The 26036-nt window shown below is 72.8% G+C and carries 21 protein-coding genes and 6 pseudogenes; 4 read left to right on the top strand and 23 right to left on the bottom strand.

Features of this window, described 5'->3' with window-relative positions; translation table 11 throughout:
* Positions 1 to 13: 13 nt before the first annotated feature.
* The 8 genes and pseudogenes from ACFZDL_RS08840 to ribA form a co-directional block, all read right to left on the bottom strand.
* Positions 14 to 751, bottom strand: coding sequence for a class I SAM-dependent methyltransferase (locus ACFZDL_RS08840; RefSeq protein ID WP_353589842.1), 738 nt, complete (start codon positions 749 to 751; stop codon positions 14 to 16).
* Positions 752 to 843: 92 nt separating this feature from the next.
* Positions 844 to 1310: pseudogene (locus ACFZDL_RS08835) on the bottom strand (carboxymuconolactone decarboxylase family protein).
* Positions 1307 to 2149, bottom strand: coding sequence for an aminotransferase class IV (locus ACFZDL_RS08830; RefSeq protein ID WP_391190855.1), 843 nt, complete (start codon positions 2147 to 2149; stop codon positions 1307 to 1309). The pseudogene ACFZDL_RS08835 and the gene ACFZDL_RS08830 overlap by 4 nt, the downstream one beginning before the upstream one ends.
* A gap of 37 nt (positions 2150 to 2186) precedes the next feature.
* Positions 2187 to 2677: pseudogene (locus ACFZDL_RS08825) on the bottom strand (FAD-dependent monooxygenase); the annotation flags it as partial.
* 40 nt (positions 2678 to 2717) lie between these two features.
* Positions 2718 to 2840: pseudogene (locus ACFZDL_RS08820) on the bottom strand (hypothetical protein); the annotation flags it as partial.
* 83 nt (positions 2841 to 2923) lie between these two features.
* Entirely contained in the window at positions 2924 to 5185 is a 2262-nt protein-coding gene (pabB, locus tag ACFZDL_RS08815; RefSeq protein WP_353589840.1) for an aminodeoxychorismate synthase component I, read from the bottom strand.
* Between the two features lie 72 nt (positions 5186 to 5257).
* A pseudogene (locus ACFZDL_RS08810) lies at positions 5258 to 5853 on the bottom strand (hypothetical protein).
* Between the two features lie 355 nt (positions 5854 to 6208).
* A complete protein-coding gene (gene ribA, locus ACFZDL_RS08805) occupies positions 6209 to 6865 on the bottom strand; it encodes a GTP cyclohydrolase II (RefSeq protein ID WP_353589839.1) in 657 nt (218 codons plus the stop codon).
* 171 nt (positions 6866 to 7036) lie between these two features.
* Here ribA and ACFZDL_RS08800 point away from each other — a divergent pair, with 171 nt between their 5' ends.
* Both ACFZDL_RS08800 and ACFZDL_RS08795 read left to right on the top strand, forming a co-directional pair.
* Positions 7037 to 7786, top strand: coding sequence for a creatininase family protein (locus ACFZDL_RS08800; protein ID WP_353589838.1), 750 nt, complete (start codon positions 7037 to 7039; stop codon positions 7784 to 7786).
* Positions 7783 to 8448: pseudogene (locus tag ACFZDL_RS08795) on the top strand (RibD family protein); the annotation flags it as partial. The gene ACFZDL_RS08800 and the pseudogene ACFZDL_RS08795, both read left to right, overlap by 4 nt.
* A 276-nt stretch (positions 8449 to 8724) precedes the next feature.
* Here the strand turns inward: ACFZDL_RS08795 and ACFZDL_RS08790 are convergent.
* The 5 genes and pseudogenes from ACFZDL_RS08790 to ACFZDL_RS08770 form a co-directional block, all read right to left on the bottom strand.
* Positions 8725 to 9501 (bottom strand): annotated as a pseudogene (locus tag ACFZDL_RS08790) (YbhN family protein); the annotation flags it as partial.
* Between the two features lie 71 nt (positions 9502 to 9572).
* Positions 9573 to 10415: a class I SAM-dependent methyltransferase gene (locus ACFZDL_RS08785; RefSeq protein WP_353589837.1), complete on the bottom strand. Its 843-nt coding sequence runs from the start codon at positions 10413 to 10415 to the stop codon at positions 9573 to 9575.
* A complete protein-coding gene (locus ACFZDL_RS08780) occupies positions 10412 to 11533 on the bottom strand; it encodes a glycosyltransferase family 4 protein (protein WP_353589836.1) in 1122 nt (373 codons plus the stop codon). The genes ACFZDL_RS08785 and ACFZDL_RS08780 overlap by 4 nt, the downstream gene beginning before the upstream one ends.
* Positions 11534 to 11544: 11 nt before the next feature.
* Positions 11545 to 11943: a 6-carboxytetrahydropterin synthase gene (locus ACFZDL_RS08775; RefSeq protein ID WP_353589835.1), complete on the bottom strand. Its 399-nt coding sequence runs from the start codon at positions 11941 to 11943 to the stop codon at positions 11545 to 11547.
* A gap of 168 nt (positions 11944 to 12111) precedes the next feature.
* Complete coding sequence (locus ACFZDL_RS08770) at positions 12112 to 13092, bottom strand: zinc-binding alcohol dehydrogenase (protein WP_353589834.1); 981 nt, start codon at positions 13090 to 13092, stop codon at positions 12112 to 12114.
* Between the two features lie 134 nt (positions 13093 to 13226).
* On the opposite strand from ACFZDL_RS08770, the gene ACFZDL_RS08765 reads away from it, so the two are divergent.
* Both ACFZDL_RS08765 and ACFZDL_RS08760 read left to right on the top strand, forming a co-directional pair.
* Positions 13227 to 14003: a CDP-alcohol phosphatidyltransferase family protein gene (locus tag ACFZDL_RS08765; protein WP_353589833.1), complete on the top strand. Its 777-nt coding sequence runs from the start codon at positions 13227 to 13229 to the stop codon at positions 14001 to 14003.
* Between the two features lie 281 nt (positions 14004 to 14284).
* Complete coding sequence (locus ACFZDL_RS08760) at positions 14285 to 15403, top strand: mechanosensitive ion channel family protein (RefSeq protein WP_353589832.1); 1119 nt, start codon at positions 14285 to 14287, stop codon at positions 15401 to 15403.
* 628 nt (positions 15404 to 16031) lie between these two features.
* On the opposite strand, the gene ACFZDL_RS08755 is transcribed toward ACFZDL_RS08760, so the two are convergent.
* From ACFZDL_RS08755 to ACFZDL_RS08710, 10 genes are all read right to left on the bottom strand, one after another.
* The gene (locus ACFZDL_RS08755; protein ID WP_353589831.1) at positions 16032 to 16853 is read right to left on the bottom strand and encodes a maleylpyruvate isomerase family mycothiol-dependent enzyme; all 822 of its coding nucleotides are present in this window, start codon (positions 16851 to 16853) and stop codon (positions 16032 to 16034) included.
* A gap of 202 nt (positions 16854 to 17055) precedes the next feature.
* Positions 17056 to 18642 carry an MFS transporter gene (locus tag ACFZDL_RS08750; RefSeq protein WP_353589830.1) on the bottom strand — a complete coding sequence of 529 codons (1587 nt, stop codon included), beginning with the start codon at positions 18640 to 18642 and terminating at the stop codon, positions 17056 to 17058.
* Positions 18639 to 19568: an NAD(P)-dependent oxidoreductase gene (locus ACFZDL_RS08745; protein ID WP_353589829.1), complete on the bottom strand. Its 930-nt coding sequence runs from the start codon at positions 19566 to 19568 to the stop codon at positions 18639 to 18641. The genes ACFZDL_RS08750 and ACFZDL_RS08745 overlap by 4 nt, the downstream gene beginning before the upstream one ends.
* A 3-nt stretch (positions 19569 to 19571) precedes the next feature.
* Positions 19572 to 20126 carry a hypothetical protein gene (locus tag ACFZDL_RS08740; protein WP_353589828.1) on the bottom strand — a complete coding sequence of 185 codons (555 nt, stop codon included), beginning with the start codon at positions 20124 to 20126 and terminating at the stop codon, positions 19572 to 19574.
* Positions 20123 to 21802, bottom strand: coding sequence for an AMP-binding protein (locus ACFZDL_RS08735; RefSeq protein ID WP_353589827.1), 1680 nt, complete (start codon positions 21800 to 21802; stop codon positions 20123 to 20125). The genes ACFZDL_RS08740 and ACFZDL_RS08735 overlap by 4 nt, the downstream gene beginning before the upstream one ends.
* Positions 21789 to 22739: a hypothetical protein gene (locus tag ACFZDL_RS08730; RefSeq protein WP_353589826.1), complete on the bottom strand. Its 951-nt coding sequence runs from the start codon at positions 22737 to 22739 to the stop codon at positions 21789 to 21791. Before ACFZDL_RS08730 ends, ACFZDL_RS08735 begins: the two co-directional genes overlap by 14 nt.
* The gene (locus ACFZDL_RS08725; RefSeq protein WP_353589825.1) at positions 22736 to 23956 is read right to left on the bottom strand and encodes a beta-ketoacyl-[acyl-carrier-protein] synthase family protein; all 1221 of its coding nucleotides are present in this window, start codon (positions 23954 to 23956) and stop codon (positions 22736 to 22738) included. Before ACFZDL_RS08725 ends, ACFZDL_RS08730 begins: the two co-directional genes overlap by 4 nt.
* Positions 23946 to 24257 carry an acyl carrier protein gene (locus tag ACFZDL_RS08720; protein ID WP_353589824.1) on the bottom strand — a complete coding sequence of 104 codons (312 nt, stop codon included), beginning with the start codon at positions 24255 to 24257 and terminating at the stop codon, positions 23946 to 23948. The genes ACFZDL_RS08725 and ACFZDL_RS08720 overlap by 11 nt, the downstream gene beginning before the upstream one ends.
* Positions 24254 to 24529: an acyl carrier protein gene (locus ACFZDL_RS08715; protein WP_353589823.1), complete on the bottom strand. Its 276-nt coding sequence runs from the start codon at positions 24527 to 24529 to the stop codon at positions 24254 to 24256. Before ACFZDL_RS08715 ends, ACFZDL_RS08720 begins: the two co-directional genes overlap by 4 nt.
* A 57-nt stretch (positions 24530 to 24586) precedes the next feature.
* Positions 24587 to 25966, bottom strand: coding sequence for a fatty acid--CoA ligase family protein (locus tag ACFZDL_RS08710; RefSeq protein ID WP_353590091.1), 1380 nt, complete (start codon positions 25964 to 25966; stop codon positions 24587 to 24589).
* Positions 25967 to 26036: the final 70 nt, after the last annotated feature.

Below are 26036 nucleotides of genomic sequence, written 5' to 3'. Positions count from 1 at the left end.
CGGGCGCGCTCGGCTACCCCTCGGTCCTGCGCAGGACCAGAGTGACGAAGCCGAAGGAGTCCCGGTAGTGGCGCAGCCACCCCGAGCGGTGGTCGGCGGCCGTCTCGAGGGCCTGGGCGCTGCCGGGGTCGTCGGGGTGGTCCAGGGCCCAGGAGGCCAGCGACCCCGTCCAGGCCCATTCGTACGCGTCCAGCTCCCCGCGTGTGCTGACGTGCCCCTGGACGGGGGTCCATCCGTCGGCGGCGATCCGGTCCACGGTGGTCGCCAGGTCGTCGAACTCGCCCAGCATCTCGACGGCCTCCGGGGACGGCTCGCGCTCCCAGAACCCGTCCCCGACCAGGACCCGTCCGCCCGGGGCCAGATGGCGGCGCGCCGCCGCGAGGGTGGGCAGCAGACCGCCGAAGGCGTGGGCGGCCCCGACGCTGAGCACCAGGTCGAAGGGGTGCGGGGAGGAGAACCCGCCGGCGTCCTGGCGGTGGAGGGCGAGCCGGTCCGAGGCACCGAGGCTCTCGGCCGCCGCCCGGGCGTCCGCCAGGGCGGCCTCGGAGACGTCGACGCCCTCGGCCCGCACCCCGGGACATACGGCCAGGGCGCGCAGCAACCACTCCCCGCCGCCGCAGCCGAGGTCCAGTATCCGCTCGTCGCCCCGGGGCAGGCCCGCTTCGAGCAGCCGGCGCACCGCGTCGTCGCAGAGCGGGGCGGCTATCGGATGGTCGGCGTGGGCGAGTCTGGAGATCAATTCACGATTCACCGCGGCAGCGTGGCAGCCCCCCGCCGCGCCCGCACCTGGTTTTTCCGGCGGGCGCGGCGTTCTTCCCCGGCGGGCGCGGCGCCGGTGAGCTGCTAGCCCGGGATCATCCGGGTGCTGATCGCGATGCGGTTGTACGCGTTGATGACGACGGCGGCCCAGATGATCGCGGCCACCTGCCGCTCCTCCCACACCTCGCGCGCGGCCAGGTAGACGTCATCGGGCACATGCCCGTCCTGAACCGAGGTGACCGCCTCGGTCAGCGCGAGGGCGGCCCGCTCCCGCTCGGTGAAGAACGGCGTCTCCCGCCAGGCGCTCAGCGTGTGGAGCCGCTGATCGCTCTCGCCGCGGGCGCGGGCGTTCTTGGTGTGCAGGTCCAGACAGAAGGCGCAGCCGTTGAGCTGCGACGCGCGGACCCTGATCAGCTCCAGCAGCCCGGGTTCGATCCCCGCCTCGGAGGCGCCGCCGCCGCGTGCAGTTCGCCCATCGCCGCCGAGACCTTGGGCGTCAGCTGCTTGAGATTCATCCGGGGAGTCGGTGAGGCACCGGGGGCCATGGTCATCGGGAAGCTCCGTTCGTCTCGTCCAGTGGTTCGGCTGCCGTGTCCAGCCAGGCCTGCCAGGAGGCCGCGCGCCGGGCCGGCCCCGCGCGCAGCGGGCTGCCGAGCCATTCGGTCACCGGCCGGATGCCGTGCAGGGCGTTGACGAACCACACCTCACGGCCCTCCAGGTCCGCCACGGTGGGCCGGCGGTGCTCCACGGGCACGCCCAGCCGCGCGGCGCGCTCCTCGATCAGGGCCGACGTCACGCCCGCGAGCAGCGGCAGCTCGGGGGAGGGGCGGCACAGGACGTCCCCCTCCCACCACAGGACACTCGCCGTCGCCCCCTCGAGCACCAGCCCGTCCGCCGTGGTGAGCAGCAGCTCCTGCGCCCCCCGCTCGGTGGCCCGCCCGCGCAGTGCGGCCAGGAGGGACAGATCGGGGCCCTTACGGCGGGGAAGGACCCGCGGGTCGGCCTCCTCGGTCACCCACACGGCCACGCTCTCGGTGCGCGGCGGCGCGGGTCGTATCCGCAGGAACAGCCGGGCCGGTTCCGGGCCGGCGAGTTCCACCCGCGGAAACCACGCGCCGGCGCGCGGCAGCACGTCGACCGCCTCCCGCCAGAACTTCTCGATCCGCGCCGGGGAGTCGCCCGCCGCCTCCGCGCAGGCGGCCACGAACCGGCGGCGGTGCCGGTCCAGGCCCCGCACCCGCCCCTCGTCGACCAGCCAGGAATCGGCGGCCAGCAGCGCCGAGTCCGGGACCGGGCGGCACGGCGTCAGACCACGGTCCTCGCACCACATCAGCGCCTGGATGTCCGGCTCCCTTCCCACGTCCTGGCCGACCTGCCACACAGCGGCCATCTCCATCCTTAACAGCTCCTTCATGTCCGAACCGGGTTCAGTATCCATCGGGCGAGGGGCCGCCGGGCGCCGCGCCCGGCGGTCCGTGGCGCGGCCCATAGGGCGCGCGCTCCAGCCACGCCCCGCACCGGGGCACCACGGGCGCCAGCGTCGCCGCGGCCCGCTGTGTGACCCGCCCCCAGCGCCTGGGCCGCAGATGTGCCAGCGCCGCCCCGGCGGCCGCGCTGTTGAACACCGCCGCGGCCCGCCGCACCGCGGCGAACTCGCCGACCGCGGCCGGCGCCCGCGCCGGATCGCGGCGCGCCACCGCCTCGGCCGCCGCCTCCGCGTCCGCCATCCCGCTGTTCATCCCCCGGGCCCCGAAGGGCGGAAAAGATGCGCCGCCTCGCCGACCAGCAGCACCCGGCCTCCCGGGTCGGTGAACGACGCGGCCACCTTGCGCAGGAAGTGATACCGCGACACCCACAGGACCTGGTCCGCGTACCGCTCGCCGACCAGCGGAGGCAGCCATCGGCGCACCGCCTCCTTGCCGGCGCGCCGTGGCCAGGAACGCGCTCACCCAGGGGACCCCGTCGGGCAGGGCGATCAGGATCCGGTCGCCCGCCCTCACCCCCCGCCGTGCCAGCACGGTGGCGACGCGCGCCGCCAGGTCGTGGATCTCGCCGTGGGCCCATACGCGGTGGCCCTCCACAAGGGCGGGCCGGGCGGACCACCCCTCCTGCCCCGCACGCACCGCGAGGTGTTCGGCCAGATTGGCCGGCGCGGGCGCGGCGGTCACCGGTCCGCCTCCTCGGCCGGCACGGAGGCGGTCACCAGCGCGACTGCGGGCTCGAGGGGTTCCGCGGGCGGCAGGGCGCCGACGGCGTGGTAGGCGCGCATGGTCGCGGCCGTCTTCAGCAGCATCTCCTGGTACTCCTCCTCCGGGTCGGACGCCAGGACGATGGCCCCGCCCGCGCCGATGTGCATGCGGCCGCCGGTGAACACGGCGGTGCGGATGACGATGTTGAGGTCCGCCGCGCCGTTGCAGCTGAGGAAGCCGAGCGCCCCTGAGTAGACGCCGCGCGCCTCGGTCTCCAGCGTGTCGATGATCTCCAGGGTCCGCTCCTTGGGCGCGCCGGTCATCGACCCGCCGGGGAAGCAGGCCCGTACGCAGTCGACGGCGTCCCTGCCCTCGTGGAGCCGGCCGCGCACGGTGGACACCAACTGGTGCACGGTGGCGTAGGTCTCGGTGTGCATCAGGTCGGGGACGCGTACGGTCCCCGGCGCGCAGACCCGCCCCAGGTCGTTGCGGAGCAGATCGACGATCATCAGGTTCTCGGCGCGGGTCTTGGGGCTGGTGGCCAAGGTGGCCCGGGCCCGGGCGTCCTCGTCGGCGTTACGGCCGCGCGGCGCCGTGCCCTTGATCGGCCTGGCCTCGGCCGTTCTGTCGGGACTGACCCGCAGAAAGCGCTCGGGGGAGGCACACGCCACATCCGCCTCCCCGAACCGCAGGAAGGCCGCGTAGGGCGCGGGGTTGAGGCGGCGCAGCGCGCGGTAGAAGGCGTACGAGTCGTCCGGCGCGGGCAGCCAGGCCGAGTCGGTGAGACAGATTTCGTAGCTGGTGCCGGCCCGCAGCTCCCGTTGGCAGGCCTCGATATCGGCCAGGTACCGCTCCCGGTCCCGCACCAGCCAGGGCTCGACGGCGGCCGTGGTGGCCTCGGATAGCGGCGGGGGCGGGGCGGGCTCGCCGCCCACCGGGAGGCCGGTGAGCGTGGTGATGGTGTCGTCCAGCCACTCGGCGGCCTCCCGGTGGCCGTCCGGGGTGTCCTCGCTCAGACACAGGACGTAGGTGACGCGCTCTTGGTGGTCGACCGCGAGAAACCGGTCAGCGAACAGCCAGCAGGCGTCGGGGGTCTTCGCCTCGTGCCGGTTGGCGGAGCCGCAGTCGGCCTTGAGCTCGTAGCCGAAGTAGCCGATGTAGCCGCCGGTGAAGTCGAACGGGAGGGTCGGGGCGTTGACGCGGCGGCGCGCCAGCTCCTTCTTGAGGTAGTCGAAGACGCTGCCGGGGACGTGGCTGACGGGTTGCCCGGCCCGCTCGACCTCGCATGCGCCCCGGCCCACGTCGTAGCGGACGAACTCGGCCAGCGGGCCCCGGCCGTCGCCCAGGAAGGAGAAGCGTGCCTCACCGGAACCGGTCCGCGCGCTGTCCAGCCAGAACGCGCGCGGCGCGTCCGCGTACAGGCGGGTGAAGGCCGCTTCCGTGTCGATCGGGACGGCGAGCCACCGGGAGTGCAGCCGGTAGCCGACCCGGTCCTCGGCGGCCGCCGCCCGTTCCACCGGCGGGGGCGTGGCCTCGGCAGCGCCTGAGGTGGCCGGGTGTTTCACCGGGCCGGCCGCGGGGCGGGCCGCCGCACGCGGGGGCGAGGACGGCTCGTCCGAGGTCATGGCCGCGTGTTCGCGGGTCAGATCGCGGAAGTTGGCCAGGATCCGGTGGCCGTATCCGGTGAGGACGGACTCCGGATGGAACTGCACCCCCCACAGCGGCCGGGTGCGGTGGCGCAGCGCCATCAGCACACCGTCCTCGGACCAGGCGATGGCCTGCAGGGGCAGGGGCAGCGGTTCCGCCACGCACAGCGAGTGGTAGCGGACCGCCGTGAAGTCCTGGGGGAGCCCGCGGAACAGCCCGCGCTCACCGTGCCGGATCCGGGAGAGATGTCCGTGGCGGGGCTCGGGGGCGGGCACCACGCGGGCCTGGGCGCCGAGGGCGATGCCCTGGTGGCCCAGACACACCCCGAGGACGGGTATGGGGGACCGCTCGATCAGCTGGGCGGTGGCCCCGAAGTCACGGGGGTCGGCCGGGTGGCCGGGGCCGGGCGACACCACGATGTTGTCAAACCCCGAGAGACCCGACGGGGCCAGCAGATCCGGATCCAGGCACTCGGGCGAGTCGTGGAGGACCACCACCGGCTCCTCGCCGTTGACCTCCGTGAGCAGTTGGAAAAGGTTGTACGTGTAGGAGTCGTGATGGTCGATCAGGAGCGTTTTCAGCGCTTCCATCTGTATTGCCTCCTCGCTTTACGAACCGGCCGGGTCCATCGCCTCGGCCAGGGCCCGCTCGGGTCGCGCGCTTTACCGGCGCGAACGCGGGCCGTTCGCCGCCACCCGCTTGTGACGCCCTCGAATCGACTGAAGCGGCGGGTAGAGCCACTTCTTCAAGAGCATTTGCAGGCGCGGCATGACAAGCCAGGTCACCATCGCGGTCACGCCAAGGCAGAGAGCCAGGGTCCGCAGCAGGAAATTTGTGTCTCCCAGAAATGGGATCACCAGCACATTGAAAATGAGAACGGGAGAGAAAACCGCACTCAAATTCACCAGCCAGAGCTTCCATTTGGGGGTGGTGGCAGTGGTCGTACCGGCCCTTCGAACCAGTTCTTCAGACCGGCCGTGCGCTGCACCCCGGTCTCCTGTACGAAGGGCCCGGCCCGGGTCGCCCAGCGGGCGCGTTCGAGCGAGTACTCCCAGGCCTGGGCGGATTCTTCTCTGTCGAATCGGTAGATGACATGCCACTGCGGGCTGCCCTGTCCGGAGCCCAGCACACCGCCTCCCAGATATCCCGGAAGGCGGGCCGTGACATTCAGCATCGCGATGGCCCAGGCGTAGAACTCGCTCTCCTGGCCGGGGTCCACCCGATATGCGGCAGTCACCGTGACCGGTTCACTGTCCACTCCAGCCGCAACTCCTTTCCGGGCAGCGCACGGCCCGCGTGCGGGCCGTCCCCGAAGGGCCGTGCCGACGGCCGCTCCCGTCGTGCGAATCGAAGTGTCGCACATCGGGCACACTTTGCGAGCGGAATGCTCACAAGACATACAAATATCCGAAGGAAAGCCCGTGACCTGGGTGTTGCCCGGGGTTTGCGGATATCGCCGCTCATGGAAAAGGGATTCACCGGACGGCGGAGCCGTGTGCGGTGTATATTTCAATTGCACGCGCCGCGCGGCGATACAGCCGCGCAAAGAAGACGCGGTGTGCCCGCCGGCGCCATGCGTCGGCGGGCACACTTGGGTTTCGGCCGAGGGGTCGTCAGGACCGTTCGGCCACGCTGTCCAAGTGCGGCAGGTGATGATCGAGGCGGTCCGCCTTGGCCCGCAGATAGGCGAAGTTCTCCTCGCGCGGCGGTATCAGCAGGGGCACCTGCTCGGCGACCTTGATGCCGTGCCGCAGCAGCGCCTCGCGTTTGCGCGGGTTGTTCGACAGCAGTCGCACCGATCGCACGCCGAGGTCGTGCAGGATGTCCGCCGCCACCCGGTAGTCACGGGCGTCCACCGGGAGCCCCAGGGCGAGGTTCGCCTCCACGGTGTCCAGCCCCTCCGCCTGGAGTTGCATCGCCCGGAGCTTGGCCAGCAGTCCGATGCCGCGCCCCTCGTGACCCTGCAGGTAGACGAGGACGCCGCACCCCTCGCTCGCGATGGCGCGCAGCGCCGCGGACAGCTGATCGCCGCATTCGCAGTGCCGGGACCCGAACGCGTCCCCGGTCAGACACTCCGAATGCAGACGAGTAAGCGCTCGGTCGCCCTTGACATCGCCGTAGACCAGCGCTATTTGTTCATCCCCGCGAAGGGTGTCCAAGTAGCCGACCGCCAGAAAAACGCCGTACTCGGTGGACAGTTGGACCTGTGCCACTCGCTGGACGCCTGACGGTCGGGCGTTCTCACCGAACGGGCCATCGCTTTCTGTCATGTTCTGATCCTAACTGGAAATCCGCAGATTACTCGCGGGGTGCGTGAAAAATGACAAAGGAAACCAACCCCGCTGTCCGGTACATCACGTTCGGTCGGTGGAAGTGCGCCCGACCGCGTAGCCTGTCATCGCGCACACAACACGGAACGCAGAGCGAAAGGCCTGAGAGACATGACCGGTTCGGAAACACGGCAGCAGGCCCCGAGTCTGCTGCCGCCGGACACCACCGAGGACATACGGGCCCGGAAGGCCGGCGTCGCCATCCTCCCCATCGGCAGCTTCGAACAACACGGCGCATTTCTGCCCCTGGTGACCGACACGGTCATCGCCTGCACCATAGCCCGGGAGATCGCCGCCGCATATCCGGTTCATCTCCTCCCTCCGCTCACCATCTCGTGTTCGCATGAGCACGAGGCATGGCCGGGGACCGTCAGCATTTCCGCCGCGACCCTCCATGCCGTTGTGCGGGACATCGCCGAATCGCTCCGCCGGTCCGGTACCGACTCCCTGATTCTGGTCAACGGACACGGCGGAAATTACGTACTGCGCAATGTGGTTCAGGAATCCGGCTCCACCGGCACCCGCATGGCGCTTTTCCCGGGATCGGCGGACTGGGACGCCGCGCGCACCCGAGCCGGAGTCCAGACCCCGTCGGCAAGCGATATGCACGCGGGGGAAGTCGAGACATCCATCCTCCTGCACGCCCACCCGGAACTCGTCCGACCCGGCTATGAAACATCCGATTTCCTCGCCGACGATCGCAGACATCTCCTCACCCTCGGTATGCCGGCCTACACCGAATCCGGCGTCATCGGTCGCCCGTCCCTGGCATCCGCCGGGAAAGGAGAGGAAATACTCACCGCACTCGTCGATTCCTTCGCCGAGTACTTCTCCCTGCTGACCCCCAAGGAGCCCCAATGACCGTGCTCGACGAGACGGCGGCCTGGGAGAGGCTGCGCGCCATCCGGTCCGAGGCGGACGCCGAGACCGCCGGGCTGATCCGCGGCCCCGACGGCGGTCTGCGGTGGCGGCAGGAGGTCTCGCCCGAGGCGCGCGTCCTCACCGACCGCTATCTGCCGCTGTGCCTGGCCGGCCCACGCCTCACCTTCGCGCAACTCGGACAGAGCCTCGACGGTTTCATCGCCACCCGCACCGGCGACGCCGACTATGTCACCGGCGAGGAGGACCGCGCTCATCTGCACCACCTCCGCGCCCTCGCCGACGCGGTGGTCGTCGGAGCCGGCACCGCCATCGCCGACGACCCCCAGCTGACGGTGCGCGCGTGCACGGGGGCCAACCCGGTGCGCGTCGTCCTCGATCCGCACGGCCGGGTGCCGTCGCAACGCCGGGTGTTCACCGATGGCTCAGCTCCCACCCTGTGGGTGGTGGCCGCGGACAGCGGCCGCGGCCGGCACGGGTCGGTCGGCGTCGGCGGCAGCGGCGGCCACGGCAGCCACGTTGACGTGCTGACCCTTCCGGACCGCGAGGCCTTCGCACCCCGCCGCCTGAGCGAGGCCCTTGCGCGACGCGGCCTGGGCCGGGTGCTGATCGAGGGCGGCGGCGTCACCGTGTCGCGCTTCCTCCACGAGAAGGCGCTGGACCGGCTTTACGTCACCGTGGCCCCCGTGCTGCTCGGCGACGGCGTCCCCGGGCTCCGCTTCGCCGGCACCCCGGTCATGCGGGACGCCCTCCGCCCGCCCATGCGCCGCGCCCACCTCGGCGAGGACACCCTCTTCGAGATCGACCTGCGGACGTCGCAACCCGGCGAACCACTGCCCCACGAGGACGGCGAAACCGGGCAGGCTCGCGGCGAAGGTGAGCACTCCGTAGACCACGGCGACGGTCAGCCCCTGGGCCGCGCCCAGGCCGGCGGCCCCGAAGGCCCACGCGGTGACGCCCTCCCGGGGGCCCCAGCCGCCGACGTTCAGCGGCAGCGCCATGGCGAGCAGCGCCAGCACCATCAGGGGCAGCAACTCGGTGAGCGGCGCCTCTGATCCAGCGGCCCGGGCGGCCAGCAGGAACGTTCCCAGATGCCCGGCCAGCACCGCCACGGAGGAGACCGCCACCCCCGGCCAGCTCCCCGGGGCCAGCAGTCCGCGCCGCGCCTCGCCCAGCGCGGCGCGGACCGCGCGGCGCCACCGCGACGTACGGGGCCCGCCGCGCAGCCGTACGGCGACCACGACGGCCAGGACCATCAGCGCGCACACCGCGGCGAGGACCGCCATGGCGACCGGCGCCGCGGCCAGACCGCCGGCGAGGCGGCGGATCTCCGCCACGGCCAGGGACGGCCGGGTCAGCACCATCGCCACGCCGACCGCGGCCAGCACCACCTGGCCCGCCGCCCGCTCCAGCACCACCGCGCGCACGCCCCGGCCCACGTCCCCGGCGTCGCGCCCGTGCCGCACCGCGCGGTGCACATCGCCGAGGACGCCGCCGGGCAGCGCCGCGTTCAGGAACAGGGCCCGGTAGTAGTCGGCCAAGGCCGCCCCCAGCGGCAGCCGGATCTCCAGAGCCCGGGCCACCAGACACCAGCGCCAGGCGCTGAAGACCGTGGTGAACAGCCCCAGAGCGAGCGCCGCCAGAAGGGTCACGGCGTCGATCCGGCGCACGCCGTCCAGGAAGGCGCCCGTGCCCACGCGCCACACCACCACGGCGAGGATGAGCCCACCGGCGAGGGTGCCGAGCCGCGCCCTGAGCGCCCCCGCGTTCACGACGCCCCGCCCGTCGCCTGGGGCAGCGCCAGCAGATCGCTGTGGTGCACCACCACCCGCAACTCGCCCGCGGCACACGCCGCCAGGCGGCGCCGCAGATACGCCTCGGCGCGCGGCGCCAGAACCGGCCGCTGTTCGCAGGCCGCCCCGACCCAGCCCCGCAGCCACTGGGCCGTCAGCGCGGGCTCATCCGCGCCGAGCCGCCACGGGCTGCTGTGCGCCCGCACCGTCGCGCCCCGCATCACGAAGGCCTCGGAGGCCACCATGACCGCGTCCGGCCCCAGCAGACCACCGCGGCGCTGATGGGCGTTGAACGCCTCGGCGATCTCGCCGTCCAACGGGTCGGCCGGGGAGAGGTCGACCCGCCCCACCACCGACAGCGCCAGCAGCGCCGGACAACCGGCCCCGGCGCAGGCGGCGACCAGCGCGTCCACCTCGTCCCGGCTCAGCACGTCCAGCAGCGCGGACGCCGTCACCAGCGAAGCCCCGGCCAGATCCGCCGCGGACAGCTCGCCGAGGGCCCCACGCCGGGTCAGGACCGTGACACCGCCGCCGTCGGCGGTCTCGGCGGGCGGCCGCGCGGCGGCCCGGCCCAGCAGCGCCGGATCGCGGTCGTACAGCACCCAGTGCTGGGGGCCGGGCAGCCGGGGTGCGAGCCAGCGGCCCATGGAACCGGTGCCGCAGCCCAGGTCGTGGATCACCAGCCCCTCGGGCCGCCCGGCCTCCGCCAGCCACCCGCGCAGCGGGTCGAGGAGTTCCACGGCGCGGGCCGCCGCGTCGGCGCCCTCCCGCAACTCCAGCCACTCCGGCTGGTACAGCGGCACGTCGGTGGTGTTCATGCGGCCCTCCCTGGTTCACATCGAAGCTGTTCCAGCACGCCGGCCATGCGCCGCGCCGTCGTCTCCCACCCGTCCAGAGCGGCGCGCCGCCCCCGCGCGGCGGCCCTCAACCGCCCCCGCACACCCGGCTCGACGAGCCAGCCGCGCAGCGCCTCCACGAGCGCCGCGGGGTCCCCCGGGGGGACGAGGACGCCCGGCAGCCCGCCGTCGGGAGCCCGCCCCAGCGCCTCCGGGACCCCGCCCACGGCCGTCGCCAGCACCGGAACGCCCCGCGCCAGGGCCTCGGTCACCACCATGCCGTACGTCTCGGCGTGGGAGGGAAGCACCAGCAGGTCGGCCGCCGCATAGCTCGCGTCCAGCTCCGCACCGGCCCGCGGTCCCGCGATCCGCACCCGGCCGCCGAGGCCGTGCTCGTCGATCAGTTCGCGCAGCCGGGTCACATAGCCTGGGTCCTGGCCCAGGCCGCCGACGCACAGCAGGCTCCAGGGCAGGTCGGCCATCTCGGCCAGGGCCTCGACCAGCAGGTGCTGCCCCTTGCGCGGGGTCACCGAGGCGACGCACAGCAGCCGTGAGGCGCCGTCGGTGCCGGGCGCCGGTGCAGCGGGGTCCGCGCCGGGCGCGGCGATGTGCACCCGGCCGGGGGCGAGCCCGTGGTGGGTCACCAGCCTGCGGGCCGCCCAGCCACTGGTCGCCACCACGGCCGGGACGGCGCGCAGCGTCTTGCGCTCCAGCGCGTCCAGGTCCGCCGCCCGGCCGGGGGCGAGCCCCGTCTCGTCGCCCAGCGGCAGATGCACCAGCACCGCCAGGCGCAGCCGCCGCGCCTCGGGTACGACGAGGTACGGCACGGCGCAGGCCACCAGCCCGTCGAGGAGCACGACGCCGCCGTCCGGCAGCTCGCCGAGAACACGGGCCAGCTCCGCGCGGGCGTCGGGGCCGGGCTGCGGCCAGGTGCCCGCGACGGCGTGCTCGTGGACCTGCCAGCCGACACCCGGCAGGTCCCGGCAGACCCGGCGGTCATAGGTGTTGCCGCCGCTCGGCGCGGCCGGATCGGCCACGCCACCGGGCATGACGACGTGCACGGAGCGCAGGTCGGGCGCGGTGGCGTCGGCGCGGTTCATCGGGCGCGCCCTCACAGATCCCGCTCGTAACTCGCCCAGGCGATGTGCGACTCGTGCAGGGTGACCGTCAGCCCAGAAAGCCCCCGCGCGCCCTCGCCCAGCTCCCCGGCGGCCACCCGGTCGGCGAGCCGGTCCGCGATGACCTTCGCCAGGAACTCCGTACTGGTGTTGGTGTTCGCGAAGGCGGGCTCCTCGTCGAGATTGCGGTAGTTCAGCTCGCCGACCACCGCGTTCAGCTGCTGGGTGGCGAGGCCGATGTCGACCACGATGTTGTCGGCGTCCAGTTCGGCGCGCCGGAATGTGGCATCCACCAGGAATGTCGCCCCGTGCAGGCGCTGCGCGGGCCCGAAGACCTCTCCTCGGAAGCTGTGAGCGATCATCAGGTGGTCACGGACGGTGATGCTGAACAACGAACGACCCTCCAGGTGCGGCACGTCAGGCGGCCCTCGACCGGGCCACGTCATGGAGTACGGCCGACCCGCCCGCCTGGTTCAGAGCCGCGCAGGATTGTCCCGGATCATCCCGATAGTTGAGACGGTTCAGACCGTTCAGACCGCTCAGCCGGCTCCTGGGACCGCTCAGGCCGGCCCGTACCGCACGCGGTGGCACAACCCCGGAAGCTCCCCGGACGCGAGACGGGGCAGCACCTCCGGCAGCTCCTCGAAGGCGCACTCCCCGGTCACCAGCGCGTCGAAGGCGGGGTCGGCGAGCAGTTCCAGCGCCAGCGCCAGCCGGTCGGCGAAGGTGCGGCGCGAGCCACGGGCCGGGGACACCGTCCCCACCTGACTGCCGCGCACGACCAGGCGGCGGGAGTGGAAGGCCTCGCCCAGCGGCAGACTGACCCGCCGGTCGCCGTACCAGCTCAGCTCCAGGACCGTCCCTTCCGGCGCGAGGAGTTCGAGGGCGCGTGCGAGCCCCGCCTCGGTCGCGCTCGCATGGACGACGAGATCGCAGTCGCCCGCGGCCTCCTCGGGGAGCGCGAAGTCGACCCCCAGGGCCTTCGCGACCCCGGCGCGCGCGGGGTCCGCGTCGACCAGCTGGACGCGTACGGCCGGATACCGGGCGAGCAGGGCGGCCACGCTCGCGCCGACCATCCCGGCCCCGATCACCGCGATCCGGTCCCCGATCATCGGCGCGGCGTCCCACAGGGCGTTCACCGCCGTCTCCACCGTTCCGGCCAGCACGGCCCGCGCCGCCGGCACCGCCTCCGGCACCGGGGTGACGGCGCTCGCCGGGACGACATACCGCGTCTGGTGCGGATACAGGCTGAAGACCGTACGGCCCAGCAGCGCGGCCGGGCCTTCCTCCACCACGCCGACGCTGAGGTATCCGTACTTGACCGGCCCGGGGAACCCGCCCTCCTGGAACGGCGCCCGCATCGCGGCGTACTGGCTCTCCGGCACCCCGCCGCGGAAGACCAGGGTCTCCGTCCCCCGGCTCACCCCGGAGAACAGGGCGCGCACCACGACGTCGTCGGCGCCGGGCTCGGGCAGCGGGACCTGCCGTACCTCACCGTGGCCGGGCGAGCGGAGCCAGAAGGCGCGGGCGACGCGCTCCATCGACGTCCTCCAGAAAGATCGGGCCCGAAGGCGGGCTGAACACATTGCCCGTGACGTGCGTACTGAGCATTACCAAGCCGCGAACACGGTACGCGGCACTCAACGACTCCGCCACAACAGCCGGAGGGTGCACGGTGGCTGCCCTGAACAACACATACGACACGACGCTGTTGCGGCAGGAGACCGCTGTGGGAGCGGTCGCGCAGATAGTCCTGCTGGCACTCCTGGGCACCGCGCTCGGCCTGGGGCCCGCGGGATGGCTGACGGGCCTGGCGTTCGCGTTCGCCACCTGGGCCGTCCTGACCCGCGCCGTGTGCCGCTCCTGGCTCAGGACCTTCGGCGCCGCCAACCGCGTCACCCTGGCCCGCGCCACGCTGGTGGGGGGCGTGACCGCGCTGGTCGCCGACTCCTTCCAGAGCCCGCCCCGCGTCCCGGCCCTCGTCGCCCTCACCACGGTGGCTCTGATCCTCGACGCCGTCGACGGCAAGGTCGCCCGGCGCACCGGAACGGTGTCCCCCCTGGGGGCACGCTTCGACATGGAGGTCGACGCCTTCCTCATCCTGGTGCTCAGCGTCTACGTCGCCACCGCGCTGGGCCCGTGGGTGCTCACCATCGGCGCCATGCGCTACGCCTTCGTGGCGGCCGCCCGTGCCCTGCCCTGGCTGAACGAGCCGCTGCCCGTGAACACCGCCCGCAAGGCGGTCGCCGCGCTGCAGGGAATCGCCCTCCTGGCGGCCGCCTCCGCGCTGCTTCCGCATCCGGTGTCGCTCGCGGTGGTCCTGGCGGCGCTGGCGCTGCTCATCTGGTCCTTCGCACGTGACATCAGGTGGCTGTGGCGGACCAGGGCCCGCCACGCCGCCACCGGCCGGCCCGCCACCGTGGTCCGGCACATCACCCGCGCGGACGCCTGACGCGTGCGGCCACGCCGCGGACCCCGGTGGTCCACTGGCCGGTTGGTGCCGTCCGCCGAGAAGGCATGCGGCAGGATGGCAGACCGCGTCAGGGCCCTGCCACACGAGCCTCGGCGCAGCCCGACATCCCAGGCACGAGCAGGTGACACGGTGACAAGACAGCACTCCGAACTCCCCGGCAGACCCCGCCACGAGCGCGTACCCCGACCGCGGTCCACCACCCTGTGCGGTCGGATCTGCCGCACCTCGCGGCACACTTCGCGGCGTACGGAGAGCGGCCGGTGACCCGCGCGCTCACCCTGCACGACCTCATCGTCGTCTGCGCCGCGCTGGCCGCGGCGGTGGCGATGGGGCTGTTGTCCCGAATGGCGCTGCGCTGGCTGGCGGAGCGGGCGCGCAGGACCCGGTGGACCGGCGACGACATCATCGTCGACGCGCTGCGCACCATCGCCCCCTGGGCGGCCCTCGTCGCCGGTGTGTCCGGGGCGGCCGCGGCCCTGCCGCTGACCGCGGCCATCGACCACAGCGTCCACCAGGTGATGACGGCCGTGCTCATCCTGGCCACCACCATCGCCGTGGCCCGCGTGGTCGCCGACCTGGTGCGCGCTCAGGCGCTGTCCCGGTCCGGAGTGGCGGGCAGCGCCACCATCTTCGTCAACATCACCCGCATCGCGGTGCTGGCGATGGGCGTCCTCATCCTGCTGGAGACGCTCGGCATCTCGATCGCCCCGCTGCTCACCGCGCTCGGCGTGGGTGGCCTCGCGGTCGCCCTGGCGCTCCAGGACACGCTGGCCAACCTGTTCGCGGGCGTCCACATCCTCGCCTCCAAGACGGTGCAGCCCGGCCACTACATCCGGCTCGGCAGCGGGGAGGAGGGTTACGTCGTCGACATCAACTGGCGTAACACCACCGTGCGTCAGCTCCCGGACAACCTGGTGATCATCCCGAACGCCAAGCTCGCCGGTGCCATCACCACCAACTACCACCAGCCGCAAGAGCAGATGTCGATCATGATCCAGGCGAGGGTCGACTACGACAGCGACCTCGAACAGGTCGAGCGGGTGAGCATCGAGGTCGCCGAAGAGGTGATGGCCGAGGTGTCCGGCGGCGTCCCGGACCACGAACCGGCCGTCCGATTCCACACCTTCGGGGAAGCCGGCATCGACTTCTCGGTGATCCTGCGTGTCCAGGAATTCAGCGACCAGTACCTGATCAAACATGAATTCCTCAAGCGGCTCCACCAGCGCTACCGGACGGAGGGCATCGACATCCCCCTGCCGGTGCGCACGGTCGTTCTGCAGCAGCCGGGCCAGATCCCGCTCCCCGGCCCCCGAACCCCGGAGGCCGCCCCGGTCCCCGGGGCGAAGCCATCGGTGCCGATGTCGAAAGCCGGCCACTGAACGGCGCCGCCGGATCGTCCCGCCGAGCCGGGTGCCGGGTCCGAAGCTGCTTCGGACCCGGCGGGCCCGCTGTGGCCGCAGCGCCCCCGGGTACGGACGCTTCTTCCGCGCCTACTCCTCGAACCAGATCGCCCGAGCGGTACACCAGCTCCAGCGAGCCGTCCGGCTGCCGCCGGTAACGTGCGATGTCCGTCGCGCGGGGGAGCGCCGGCTCATCCCAGTCGATGGCAAGGACCTCGTCCCAGCCCAGCCACGTGGCCCCGAACGCCGCCTCGCCCCACTCCGCGAACGCGGCCTCGGTGGCCTTTGACACATCGGCCGGCAGGCCGCGGTCCGCCGCCACCGGTCGCCACCGGCCGCCGAAGTCGCGGACCCCGAAGAGACATGCGAAGGCGTCGTAGTCCCTGGTCACCCCGAGCATCGACAACTCGATGGCCGCATACCAGGCCGTCTCCCCGACGTCGAGGGCCGGGCCCCAGGTGCGGCACTCCACGAACCCCCTGATGTCTGTTCCCACGCACCGATTCTGCCGCGGCGCGACTGGCCGCAGCCATCGGCGGCCGGCACGCGCGGCCGCGGCCCGTCGGCCATGTCTCGAGGTGGCACTCCGCGGCGCTGTCGGGCCTGATCAGGGCGGGGTGAACAGAGTGGGGAAGCGGGGGGCCAGCCAGGGCTTGCGGCCCCAGGCCACGACACGTCCGCGGGCGAGGGCGCCCCAAGGGCCGAGACGGCCCAGCGCGACCAGGAGAAAAGCGACCGGCTCCATGAGGATCGTGCAGTCCGGCCGGCCCGGCGGCCGCGGATCGACGGCCACCGCGCCGTCGGTGAACGTGGCGCCGAAGCGGGCACCGCCCCCGAGCCGGATCGTGTAGCGGGCCGTGTGCCCGGCGGCGGCGGGGCCCACGACCCGGTCCATCGCCACCATCAGGAACGGCAGGCACAGCGCGGCCCGCTCCCCGCTGACCATATGCGGACGGCGCAGCGCACGGGCGAGGTCATAGCCGTGGCCGAGCATATGTGTCAGCAGATACGACCCCAGGACATCCATGCTCATCGGGCCCATCGGGCTGACCAGTTCGCCGCGCGGCGCGGGCCGCCGGGCCGCCGCGTCCAGGAACGCGTCGGCCTGCTCCACGATCATGGCGGCCAGCGGCCCGGCCCCGCGCTCGGTGAACGCGGCGAGCGCGACCTCGTTGGCCTCGGCCAGTCCGGCCGGTGTGCCATCCCCGTAGGGGCGCGCCTTCCCGGCCGCGACGTCCGCCATCAGCTCGTTGGCCTGCGCCAGATGCGCCGCCACCTCTCCGACCGACCACCGCGACCCGGGCACCGGAGCCCCCGTGTCCGTCGCGCCGCGCAACAGCACAGCGATGTCCCCGGCGGTGGCGCGTATCGCCTCACCCAGCCCCGCGGCCCGCAAGCCCCCGATGTCCTGCCCACTCACGGCTCCCACCCATCTCCGTCACACAGCCGGACCGCTCCCCGGCACGTACCCACTCCTCCCACACGCGGGCCAGGACCGCCACCGGCTGGACGTGTGAACTTCACCGGTTTCACCCCCGAGGCGGACCACCAGCGCTGCGTCGGCCAGTACGCGTTGCCCGCGTTCATGCTGATCGCCGACCTGATCGCGGGGCAGCACCGCCGTATGGCTCTTACGCGGTTTCCACCTGGCCGTCCCGCGCCTCCCGCGGCCTTTCCGGGCCTTCCTGGAGGTTCTGCGATCCCGCTCCCCGGATACGCAGCCCCACGACACTCACGGCGAACCCGACGAGGGCCAGTGCCGCGGTCCAGAGCGTGGCGACGTACATCGCGTCGAGGAAGGCCTGGTCGGCCGTCTCCGCCAGTTCCGGCAACCGCAGCGAATGCGCCAGCGCGCGTGCCGCCTCGGCCGAGGTCCGGGCCTGCTCCTCGGCACCGGGCGGCAGCCCCCGCGGGCCACCGGGCAGCGCGGCATCGGCCATCTGCTCCCGGTACACCCCGGTCAGGACCGAGCCGGCCATCGCCACCCCGAGTGTCCCGCCCACCTGCCGCGTGACGCTGTTGACGGCGGATCCGGCGCCCGCGAGACGCTGCGGCACCCCGCTCATCATCACCGCCGTGACCGGCGTGCCGATCAGACCCATGCCGAAACCCTGCACCCACAGCAGCGCGACGATGACCGGGACCGGGGTCTGCTCGTCGAACCACAGATAGGCGAGGTACGTGGCCGCGGTGGTCAGTATTCCGGCCGCGACCGTCCACCGGGCCGACAGCCGCCGACTCAGCGCCGGGGACGCCTGACTGCCCAGGACGATGCCGACCGCGGCGGCGATCATCACGGTCCCGGCGCGTGCGGGGGAGAGCCCGCAGGGCCCCTGGAGATAGAAGGCCGCGTAGAACAGATGCCCGGCCAGCGCCATGAACGCGAGCAGCAGCACCACGCTCCCGGCCGTGAACCCGGGCTGCCGGAACAGCCGCACATCCAGGCTGGGCGCCGGGGACCTGCGCTGACCGGCCACGAAAGCGACGAGCATCGCCCCGCCGAGCAGGAGCGGAAGCAGCACGTGCGGCCCGTACCAGGCCTGCCGGTTGCCCAGCTCGATGACCCCGTAGACGACGCCGCCGAGACCGAGCACCGACAGGGCCATCCCCGGCAGATCGAGCACCTGGCGCCGTGCACCGCCCAGCTCTGGAACGACGGCGACCACTCCGGCCAGACACAGGGCGACAATCGGCACATTGACCAGGAACACCGACCCCCACCAGAAGTGGCTGAGCAACGCCCCGCCCGCGACCGGGCCGACGGCCACGCCGAGCCCGCTGGACGAGCTCCAGATCGCGATGGCACGGGTGCGCTTCTCCTCCGGGGTGCTCCGCACGATGATCGACAGCGTCGCGGGCATCAGCAGCGCACTGCCCGCCCCCATGAAGGCGCGCGCCACGATGAGCCAGGCCGGATTTCCGGCGAACGCACCGGCCCCGGAGGCGGCACCGAACAGCGCCAGACCGGCGAGCAGGGTGGTACGGGGACCGAAACGGTCGGCCAGCGCGCCGCCGGCGAAGAGGGTGCCGGCGAAGACCAGGGTGTAGGCGCTGGCCACCCACTCCAGTTCGGCGGGGGTCGCGCCCAGGCCCCGGTCCGGGTCGGCCAGGGTGGTGACGGCGACATTGAGGATCGAGGTGTCCAGCCAGATCAGCATCTGGGCGCAGACCACGACCAGGACGACGGCCCACGACCGGGACGGGGCGGCCTTGGTCATTCCGCGCCCAGCCCGTCGCGCCAGCTCGCCCGCAGCGGCTTCCAGCCCAGCGCCGTGCGCGCCCGGTCATTCGCCGCCCCGCGCGCCGCGGTGAGCTGATGGGCCATGAACCAGCCGAGCATCCGGGGCGCGAGCGCGGCCGGGATCGTGCGCGGAGGCGGGCCGCCCAGCGCACGGGCGTAGGCCGGAAGCCACTGGGCGGCCGGGGCCGGCTCGTCGTCCGTCACATGGAAGACGCCGGAGGCGTCCGATTCGACGGCCGCCACCGCGGCCCCCACCGCGTCTTCCACATGCAGGAACGAGGTGACCCCCGACGCGCTCTCGGGGAACGGGAGCCGGCCCGCCAGCACCGCCTGCCCGGTCCCGCCGGTACGGGCGTACGCGGTTCCGGCGCCGTACAGCGTGCCGTACCGCAGCACCACGCCCGCCAGGCCAGGAGCGTCCAGGACCAGCCGCTCCAGCTCGGCGACGGCCCGTACGGTGGCGGCCCAGCCCGGGTCCGGGGCCTCCACGTACAGCGGCGCGTCCTCGTCGAGGACCGGGCCGCCGGCCGGCGCGGCGGCGAAGGCGATGCTCTGCGCGACCAGCCGCCGCGCCCCGGCCGCGCGGGCCGCCGCGACCAGATTCGCGGTGCCCTCGGTGCGCAGCCGCGCGGTCAGCGCGAAGGCCTCCGCCGGGTCGTCGCGCAACAGCCGCAGCGCCGTCATCTGGTGGACGACCACCTCGGGCCTGGCGGCCGAGACAGCCGAGAGCACGGCCTCACGGTCGAGGGCGTCGGCGAACACCACCGAGTCGGCGTCTTCGTTCAGGGCCTTTGCCCGGGACGCCTCCCGCACCAGCGCGCTCACCCGGTGGCCCCGCGCCCGCAACGCGCCCACCAGCGGGTGTCCGACCACTCCGGTCGCCCCGGCGACAAGTATCCGCACGGCTCAGCCCTCCGCACCGAAAGAGTGGGGTGCGCGCACCCGCATCAGCAGGTGGCACGCCGCATCGCCCTCCCGCAGACAGCTGGTGGCCCGGTTCTCCGACAGGGTCACGCCGAGCCCTTCCGACCAGCCCGCGTGGACGTCGGTGCACGGGCACTGGTAGCCCTCCAGCGAACCGGCCATCCGCACCATGGTGATGGCGAAGTTCCGCCGCAGCGTGAGAACGATCAGATCGTCACCGGCCACCTCGGTGGAGGCATTGCGCAACTCCCGCGGGAACATCCGGTCGCCGCACTCGTCGTACCGGCGGCGCAGCTCCTCCAGGTCCTTGCCGCTGTCACCGCTGTCGGGCAGCGCGCCGCACCGGCGGGCGACCTGCTGCCCGACCTTGAGGGCGATCTTGCGCATCGCCTCGGCGTTGATCTCGTTCGCGACCTGCTGCCCGAACCGCTTGGCCACCCCCTGGTACCAGTGGGCGTCGTGCTGCCACCACAGCCGGTACGCCTCCAGTGTCCGGGCGCGGTGGTTGACCCCGTCTTCACCCGTTGCCGTGCTCATGTGTGCTCCCTGGTGGCGAACCTGTCGCGTATCACTCGTTTGAGAACCTTGCCTGTGGCGCCCTTGGCCACGTCGTCGGGCTTCATCCGCAGGGCTCGGGCCACCGGGGGGAATCCGGCACCCGCGAGGGCGGCGTTGACCCGCCGGGTCCACGTCTCGTCGCGCTTGCTGTCGTCGTCGCTGCCGTCGCCGTCGCTGTCGTCCGCGAGCTGGAGCAGCGCGTACGCCTCGGCCTCCCCGTCACCGCTCCAGTCCGCCCGTACCCCCTCCGGGGCGACCCCGACGAGCGTGCAGTCGGCCAGCTCGGGCAGCTCCCGCAGCAGCAACTCCTCGGTGCGGGTGCTGAACAGGATCCCGTCGCGGGTACGGATGGCGTCCGGCGCCCGGTCGAGGTGGTAGAAGTTGCCCTCCTCGTCCTGGTAGGCGAGGTCCCCGGTGAGCCAGTAGCCGCCCAGCCGCAGCCGGTGGAAGGTCAGCGAGTCGTTCCAGTACCCAGGGGTGAGCGTCGGCGACTTCAGCCCCAGGCGGCCGACCTGTCCGGGCGGCAGCGGGGTGCCGTCCTCGGCGAGTACGGCGGCCTGGGCGAAGCTGATCGGCTTGCCGACGCAGCGGGAGTAGGCCGAGGTGTCCTTGGTGTGCCGGTTGTGGAAGACCGAGTAGCCGGCCTCCGAGGAGCCGAGCCCGTCCACGAAGACCGAGCCCTCGACCCGGGTACGGCGCAGGTCCCTGCCGATCCGCTCGTGGCTGCCGTGCCGCACCAGGGCCCGGATGTGCGCCTCGTGCGCCGCGTCCCCGGTGTTGAACCACACCTGCACACTGGACAGGTCCCGGGCGGCCAGGTCCGCGGCGGCCAGCTCGCTGAAGGTCGAGGCGAAGGCCAGCACCGTGGTCGGCCGGAACTCCTCGATGGCGTCCAGTACATCGGTGCCGCGCTGGCTGGAGAGCAGCTTGATGTCCGCGCGCAGCAGCAGGCAGTACAGCAGTGTCGCCACCGAGGCGTTGTGCGCGCCCGGCAGCCCCACCAGCGTGCGCTCCATGTCGGTCCCGGTGGAGTAGCGGAGCCGGTGCACCTGCGCGTACATCAGCGTCCGGTGGGTGTGCGGGACGCCCTTGGGCATACCGGTGGTGCCCGAGGAGTGGGAGATGATCACGGGGTCGGTCGCATCGTGCCGGTACGGGTAGGACGGCGGCAGCAGCTCGCGGTGCGCCGGCCGGATCTCGGCGGCGGTCACGCAGAAGCCCAGCCCGGACCCGGACAGCACGGCATGGTGGTCGCGGTCCGTGAAGGCGCCCACCGCGCCCTGTCCGCGTACGTACTCCCGGGCGGTTTCCGGGGGCAGGTTGCCGTTGACGAACGACGGGATGGCGCCGAGGGCCGTCAGCGCCAGGAAGTTCACCGCGAACTCGGTGCTGGAGGAGGTGTGCACGGCGACCGGGTCGCGGGGCCGTACGCCCTGGGCGGCGTACCAGCCCGCGTAGGCGTCGACCGCCTCGTCCAGCCGGCCGAGCGTCAGCACCTGGGGACGGCTGCCGTCCGGCGCCTGCCAGCTGCAGTCCGTCCACAGCACGGGCTCGTCGAGCGGGCGGCCGTATGCCTTCAGGCGGTGCAGGACATTGCCGGCACCGAGTTCGGTGTCGGAGCAGATCCGCGCCCGCTCCTGCCTAGTGATGAGCATGGGTCTCCCTGTCGTCCCTTACGGCGGGCGCGTCCGTCGGCGCGCCCGGGGGAGTGTCCGTGCCGGCGGTGAGCAGGAACGCGGTGGGGCCGCACCGCGCCCCCGGCTCCGTCACCAGCAGGTGACTGCCGCCGTCCCGCAGCAGCCGCCGATGGGCGGCGGCCAGGTCGAACAGGCCCAGGATGTTTCCGGGATGTCCGGCCGCCGCGGTGCCGACGGCCTCGGCGTGGGGGGCGTGGTCGGCGTCATGCGCCTCGGCCGACCGGACCGAGACCGCTGCCTCGCCGCCCGGGCGGCCGAGCAGCACCGCCGCCGCCAGGCCGGCGGGCGTCGACGGGGGCGGGACCGGGCGGCCGCTGCCGATGGCCAGTTCCCGGTACGCGTCGGCCACCCTTGCCCAGCCGTCGGCCGCGGGGACCCCCGCCTCGCTTCGCTCCCCTTCCCCAGCTACCGCTGTGAGGTGCCCCCTGCCCAACTCCACGCCCAGCACCAGGACCCGGTCCAGCTCCGGGTCCTCCAGCAGCAGATCCGCCATGGCCAGCAGTTCGGTCACCGGATCGTCGAGGGTGGAGAGGCTGAACGTCTGCCCGGTGATCCCGAACTCCCGGCTGGTGTAGCCCAGTACGGAGTTGGCGGTGGCCTGCATGAACAGCAGCGGGTTGTGGACCTGCCCGGCGACCATGCGCCGACTGGCCAGATCCGCGGTGGTGGTGTCCCCCATCAGACTGGCCAGCGCCACGGCGGTGCGTGAGCCGTCCCCCGGCCGTTCGGTGAGGCACTGCCTGCTGACCTCGTACGCCAGCGGGCTGAAGGCCGACTCCACGAAGCCGGGCAGCCTCGGCAGCGGGAGGTCGTCCTCCCGCCCGGTGCCCAGGGTCGCGGTGGCGGTGGCGAGGATGCTCAAGGGCGAGCGGAGTACCGTCTTCTCCGTCTTCACGGCCGCTCCAGCACGAGTGCGGTGTTGGCGCCCCCGAAGGCGGCGTTGATGGTGAGGGCCCGCCGCAGGTCGGCCGCACGGGGCTGGTTCGGCACACAGTCCAGGTCGCACTCCGGGGCCGGCCGGGTGAACCCGGCGGTCGGCGGCAGCACACCGTCCAGCAGGGCCAGCATCGTGATCACGAACTCCACCACGCCCGCGGCCTCCAGCAGATGGCCGGTGGTGCTCTTGGTGGAGCTCGTGGGTATGGCCTCGGCCCGCCCGGGGAAGGCGGCCCGCAGCCCGCGGGTCTCCGCCCCGTCGTTGTACTTGGTGCCGGTCCCGTGGGCGTTGACATAGCCGAGGCCCGCCCCGTCCGGGTCCCCGGCGAGCCGCATCGCCTGCCGTGCCGCGCGCGCCAGCCCGACACCCTCCGGGTGCGGCTGGGCGATGTGGTGGGTGTCCGTGGCCGCGCCCCAGCCCACCACGGTCGCCAGCGGCCGGGCACCGCGGCGCCGGGCGCGTTCGGCGGACTCCAGCACGACGGCCGCCACTCCGTCGCCCAGCAGCAGTCCACTGCGGTCGGCGCTGAACGCGCGCACCATTCCGTCGCGGGACAGCGCCCGGCCGGAGTCGAACTTGGCGAAGGTCTCCTCCTCCACCAGGTATCCACCCGCGCAGACCGCCGTGTCGATCCGGCCCGAGGAGATCAGCCGGCAGGCGTGGATGATCGCCGCGGCGGAGGCGACGCAGGCATTGGTGAAGGTGAGCCGTGGACCGGTCAGCGCGAGCCGCCCGGCCAGCAGCTCGGTGAGGTGCGCGGGCACGGCATCGGCGGCCCGTTCCGCCGCCACGCCCGCGGTGTGCCGGGCCGCTTCCCCGCCCGGACTGTCGGGGACGGACGGGGAGCCGGCGACGGCTCGCCAGTGGCGGGTGATGCTGGTGTGGTCGCCGGCGACGCCGAGCAGCACGGCGGCCTCCGTACCCGGACCGAGGCCCGCCATGTCGAGGGCTTCCGTGCCGCACTGCGCGAGCGCGTGGCGCAGCGCCCAGTCCTCGACGGCCTCGGGTCCGTCCGGGGCGACGCCCGCCATCGGCGTACGGTACGGACCGGTGTCGAACCTCGTGGTGGCCCTGAACGAGGGGATTCCCGCGAACACCCCGCGCCGGAGGGCGTCTGCGCCCGTGCCGAACGCGGTGCGCACGCCGAATCCGGTCACCGTCACCTCACCGCTCATCGCGGCCACCCTCGTGCGCCCCGTCCCTCTGGACGGCGCGCAGATACTCGGTGAGCCGCCGCAGCGAGGTCAGCCCGACGACGTCCTCGTCGGTGGGCTCCACCACCAGGCCGTAGCGCTCCTCCACCACGTGCAGCAGCCACACCAACCCAAGTGAGTCCAGGACCAGTTCGGCGTCCTCGTCGAGCTCGGCGGGCACCGCGGGGAAGACCCTGCGGTCCGACAGCAGCTCCCTCACGGTGTCGGTGGTGATGGGTGACAGGGCGAGACCGCCGTCGCTCGCCGTGTCTCCCGCGCTCATGCCTTCGCACCGCGTCGGGCGACCTCGGCGACGAGTTGGCCGAGGTTCAGGGAGGCCAGGGGCTCGATGTCGGCGTCCGGGATCTCCACGCCGAACCGCGACTCCAGCCGCAGGGTGAGCTCGATCAGGCTCAGCGAGTCCAGCTCCAGCCCGTCGACGGTCACCGGGCTCTCGTCCGTGATGCCCTCACGACTCGTCAGGAGACTCATCTCGTTGATGACCGTGGCCAGGACGAACTCGCGGATCTCGCCTTCCAGGGTTGGCGTGTCCATGAATGAAATCCTCACATGAAAGAAGAGTCGTACGAAGGTGTGAACAGCTCCGGCCGGCTACCCCGCGACCGTCCGGGCCGCCTGCAGCGTGGCGGCCTGACGCACCAGCTTCCCGTTGGACGTGCGGGGCAGGGCGTCCAGCAGCCGGATCACCCGCGGCAGCTTGTAGTCGGCAAGCCGCTCCCGGCACCAGCGCAGCAGCTCCTCGGCCGACGGCCGGTCGTCCCCGGCGGTCAGTGCGACATAGGCCTCGGTCACGCCCTCGTGGACCAGGACCGCCTGCTCGACCGCCGGGTGCAGACGGAGCACGTTCTCGACCTCGGTGAGATCCACTTTGAGGCCGCCGATCACCACGAGGGAGTCGGCGCGGCCGTGCACCCGGACCGCCCCGGTGGCGTCCACCGTGGCCCGGTCCCTGGTGTGCAGCCAGCCGTCCGCGAACTGGGTGCCGCCCGAGTCGAAGAGATACGGCGAGTCCTCGAGCGCGACATCAAGTTCGCCCCCGTGCTCCCGTACCACCACACCCGGCGCCGTCCGGCCGACCGACGGCCGCAGCGCGCCGCTGACGTCCATGGCGACCACACCGGTCTCCGTGGTCCCGTAGGACTCGCCGACCGTGACGCCGTACCGTTCGGCGAACCGCGCCGCGACCTCGGGGGGCATCATCTCGCCGCCCGACACCGCGACCCGCAGTTCGGGCAGTTCGGGGGGATCGATGGCGGCGGCGAGCAGTTCGTAGTGCATCGGCACCCCGAACAGCGCGGTGATCCGGTGGTCGACCGCGGTCCGCAGGATGTCGCGGGCCGAGACCCGGGGCGCGAAGACCACGGAGACACCGGCCGCCAGCGAGTGCAGCAGCCCGCCGATCAGACCGAAGCTGTGCGCCGTCGAACTGAGCAGCAGCAGCCGGTCGCCCTCGCCCGGCATACCCGGCATCGAGGCGAACCGGGCCACCTCGGCCTCGATCGACCGGGCCGTTCTGCCGATCACCTTCGGCCGTCCGGTGGAGCCCGAGCTGAACTGGACCAGCCGGTGGCCGGTGGCGGCCGGCCGGCCGGTTCGCCGGCACTCGGTGACGATCTCGTACTCGGGCCGGAAGCCGGACGTCCCCTGGACGTTGGAACCTGCCCGGACCATGAACTGCGGTCGGCAGGAGGCGCACAGAGCCTCCACCTCGGCCGGTTTGAGCCGGAAGTCGAAGAGCATCACCTGGGCGCCGAGCCGCCACAGCGTGAGCAACACCTCGACCTGGGTGAAACTGGGCGGTGTCCGCAGGCCCACGGTGCTGCCCGGCCCGATGCCGTATCCGGCGAACACGTCGGCCTGCTTGGCCACCCGCTCCCGTAACTCACCTCGGGATATGGTCTGCTGCCTGTGCGACAGATAGGGCAGGTCGTCACTCCGCCTGTCGAACAGCTCCTGGACCACGGGTCCCATCCCGCCGTCCGCCCGGCCGTCGGACAAGCCGTCGCGCGCGTCGTCCGTCTTCCCCACGCTGTCCGCGTTG

Origin of the sequence: Streptomyces sp. NPDC007917 (assembly GCF_042959105.1) — a bacterium.
In the GTDB taxonomy this organism is placed as follows: Bacteria; Actinomycetota; Actinomycetes; order Streptomycetales; family Streptomycetaceae; genus Streptomyces.
This window is presented reverse-complemented; position numbering and strand designations above follow the sequence as displayed.

What these genes read in the sequence shown, in the direction of transcription:
- ACFZDL_RS08830 (WP_391190855.1), bottom strand. Translation starts at nt 2,149, where the DNA reads ATGGCCGCTGTGTGGCAGGTCGGCCAGGACGTGGGAAGGGAGCCGGAC.
- pabB (WP_353589840.1), bottom strand. Translation starts at nt 5,185, where the DNA reads ATGGAAGCGCTGAAAACGCTCCTGATCGACCATCACGACTCCTACACG.
- ribA (WP_353589839.1), bottom strand. Translation starts at nt 6,865, where the DNA reads ATGACAGAAAGCGATGGCCCGTTCGGTGAGAACGCCCGACCGTCAGGC.
- ACFZDL_RS08800 (WP_353589838.1), top strand. Translation starts at nt 7,037, where the DNA reads ATGACCGGTTCGGAAACACGGCAGCAGGCCCCGAGTCTGCTGCCGCCG.
- ACFZDL_RS08785 (WP_353589837.1), bottom strand. Translation starts at nt 10,415, where the DNA reads ATGAACACCACCGACGTGCCGCTGTACCAGCCGGAGTGGCTGGAGTTG.
- ACFZDL_RS08780 (WP_353589836.1), bottom strand. Translation starts at nt 11,533, where the DNA reads ATGAACCGCGCCGACGCCACCGCGCCCGACCTGCGCTCCGTGCACGTC.
- ACFZDL_RS08770 (WP_353589834.1), bottom strand. Translation starts at nt 13,092, where the DNA reads ATGGAGCGCGTCGCCCGCGCCTTCTGGCTCCGCTCGCCCGGCCACGGT.
- ACFZDL_RS08750 (WP_353589830.1), bottom strand. Translation starts at nt 18,642, where the DNA reads ATGACCAAGGCCGCCCCGTCCCGGTCGTGGGCCGTCGTCCTGGTCGTG.
- ACFZDL_RS08740 (WP_353589828.1), bottom strand. Translation starts at nt 20,126, where the DNA reads ATGAGCACGGCAACGGGTGAAGACGGGGTCAACCACCGCGCCCGGACA.
- ACFZDL_RS08735 (WP_353589827.1), bottom strand. Translation starts at nt 21,802, where the DNA reads ATGCTCATCACTAGGCAGGAGCGGGCGCGGATCTGCTCCGACACCGAA.
- ACFZDL_RS08725 (WP_353589825.1), bottom strand. Translation starts at nt 23,956, where the DNA reads ATGAGCGGTGAGGTGACGGTGACCGGATTCGGCGTGCGCACCGCGTTC.
- ACFZDL_RS08720 (WP_353589824.1), bottom strand. Translation starts at nt 24,257, where the DNA reads ATGAGCGCGGGAGACACGGCGAGCGACGGCGGTCTCGCCCTGTCACCC.
- ACFZDL_RS08715 (WP_353589823.1), bottom strand. Translation starts at nt 24,529, where the DNA reads ATGGACACGCCAACCCTGGAAGGCGAGATCCGCGAGTTCGTCCTGGCC.
- ACFZDL_RS08710 (WP_353590091.1), bottom strand. Translation starts at nt 25,966, where the DNA reads ATGGGACCCGTGGTCCAGGAGCTGTTCGACAGGCGGAGTGACGACCTG.